This is a genomic window from Acidithiobacillus albertensis (assembly GCF_001931655.1).
Taxonomy (GTDB): domain Bacteria; phylum Pseudomonadota; class Gammaproteobacteria; order Acidithiobacillales; family Acidithiobacillaceae; genus Acidithiobacillus; species Acidithiobacillus thiooxidans.
Genome location: NZ_MOAD01000077.1, coordinates 1 through 2,410, shown reverse-complemented (window position 1 = coordinate 2,410; position 2,410 = coordinate 1). Strand labels below are relative to the sequence as shown.

The following is a 2,410-nucleotide window of genomic DNA, read 5'->3' as shown; positions in this document are numbered from 1 at the left end:
CTGCATTAAAGTCAAAGCCGCTTCAGCATGAATCCACTTAAGTGTCGCTTCTCGATAAGCCCTCAAGGCATGAGGTACCTTGTTCACAGCATTTTTTGCCTTTATATCGCCATTATCTCGTGATAGTACCCGTTTTAAAAAGTTATACCAATACTGAGTGCGGTTTTTCCAGAACCGTTCCTTTTTATGATAAATGGGTAACTTTATTTTAGTAATTTTATGTTCTTGCTGACTTTTTAAAGCATCTTGCTTGAGCTTCAGAAGGATGTTTTCCCGATCAATATCGAGCTGCTGATTCGCATGATGTACTGCACCCATGATGTCGATCGGCATGTTCAGGTACAAACCACCGATGATTGCCATTTTCGTTCTTCCCGCTGCAGGGTAGTAGGAGGGTCTCACAAAAAGCTTTAACTTTACATCAAGAAATCGTAACCAACCGAGTTTGCGCTGCCCATGATAATAGCGTATTAAACCTTCAATAGCAGGATGCCGGCGGAGCACGCTTGGTGGAATTCTGTGCGCATTTTGTTTTTCATTTGGTCGCTTAGGAATAAATGAATGAAGCTTGTGTCCTATAGTTTCGATCAACTTATGTAAAGATATTTCTGTACGCATGCGTGAAAGATAAGTCGTTAGACGCAACCTTTCAAGAATTCCATGCACACTTTCTGGAATATGTTTATCATGTTTAAAAATTATTAAAATCTTTTTTAACTCTCGTGCTATCTTATAATTCTCCCAGTAGGTCACATATGACTTCTGAATATGCATTCTGATATTTCTTGACTCTGAGTCATATTTAGAAAGATTTTTGTAGTATGCGGGCTCGGCTTCTGCGGTAATATGACGCAAATATTTATTTCCACCAAATAAATAATATTTAAATCCGAGTTTTGGTTTCATAATGTAGGCGCGTGGAATACCGTCATAGTTGAAGTGGGTATAATGACCAGCCTTTATTCTCCCTTGGAGAATGGGCGAGCTTTCTGCGTGTAAAATTTTAATTTCCTGCCGGGCTGCACGTACGTCATTTTCTTTCTCGCGCATTGCCGGTGACTGCTGCGCAATATTTTCTATTTGGCTTAATGTCATCACTTGCTTTCCATAAGCAGGACTCACATAAAATGTGGCTATACAGAGTAATAACGATGATAACCACCATGTAAATTTAATTCTATCAATAGAAATGATTGTAGCCCTCCATTTCACGTTTGCAGGTAATTTTATGAACATTAAATCACAAACATCTATAACATTCCCAAAAAATATCCAGCACCGCCCCAAAACGCAACCCATATGACTGCACCTAATATATTCCAGAGATAAAAATCCTGTAGTGTTGTTTCTGCGGATCCAGAGATATAGCCTTGAAGCTGTCGCAACGGAACAATGAATCGGCCAAATAGCACCACTATGGAGCCATATTTATTCATGAAAGTATGCGTCTTATTAAGGCGTTCTGCTGTAATCCCTATCCATCGACCATGTTTTTTGACCCATTTGATACCGACTTTGTAACCTATGTAATAGGCGGTGAACCAACCGGCACTGGTACCTATTATGCCGAGGGCAAATAATACTAGCGGATTAAAGGCACCTTGGCTGGCTACAAAACCTGCACCAATCAACAAGGTCTCCCCAGGTAAAAAAATGACACCGGCGCTTTCCAGGAATAATCCAGCCACGACCATGGCCAACCCATATTGATCCACCACACCCGAAGCTGAAACGACTGCGGCATGGAGATAGCTCAAAAAATAGCTGGAAACTGACATCAGGATTTGGGGTTCGTACGTGATAAGCAAACGGGTAACATTCTGGTCAGCGTATGATCGCGAAGCACGTAATGATGATAAAGTGCTGCCAGGCTATGAATAACGATTAAAAACGCCAGCGTCAACGCTACTGCTGCATGCCATTGCAATACAGTAGAAAAAGCAAAGTGGGGATCGGCGGTAATGGGAAGCGGCATATGCCATGCCAGAATCGTCAAGCCCTTACCCAGAAGCCCCATCATCCAGATACCGATGGCGCATTCAACGAAAATGAGCCCATAAAACGCACCATGGACCATCTTGGCCCATAGCTGGTGACTTGGTTGTGCGCCTGCGCCTGATCTGCGTCCAGTAATGACCCGTACAATAAATAACGAAAGCGTGAGCAATAAAATAAGCAGCCCAATTTCTTCATGCACCACAATGGCACTTGCCAGATGGTCTTGCAGCCAGGCTATACGTAAGTTGGCAGCACCCAATAGGCCCTGAAAAACAATCAGCACGGCGATCAACCAATGCAATACTTTGAACAGAGTACTCTCCCCAGTCACCGAAGATCCTGTAAATTTTTCAAGCCTATTTTTTGCCATTCAGACTCCTTTTAAATATTTCTATGCTTATAAAAAACTAAT

General features: G+C 42.1%; 3 protein-coding genes. All 3 read right to left on the bottom strand.

Annotated elements, in window-relative coordinates; genetic code table 11:
* Window positions 1-1,095: hypothetical protein (locus BLW97_RS18035; RefSeq protein ID WP_075324163.1), on the bottom strand; the 1,095-nt coding region annotated here is incomplete at its 3' end.
* A gap of 155 nt (window positions 1,096-1,250) precedes the next feature.
* Complete coding sequence (locus tag BLW97_RS18030; RefSeq protein WP_242947874.1) at window positions 1,251-1,757, bottom strand: DedA family protein; 507 nt, start codon at window positions 1,755-1,757, stop codon at window positions 1,251-1,253.
* Window positions 1,758-1,777: 20 nt separating this feature from the next.
* Window positions 1,778-2,368 (bottom strand): cytochrome b, encoded by a 591-nt coding sequence (locus BLW97_RS18025; RefSeq protein WP_075324162.1) that lies wholly within the window; start codon window positions 2,366-2,368, stop codon window positions 1,778-1,780.
* Window positions 2,369-2,410 lie beyond the last annotated feature (42 nt).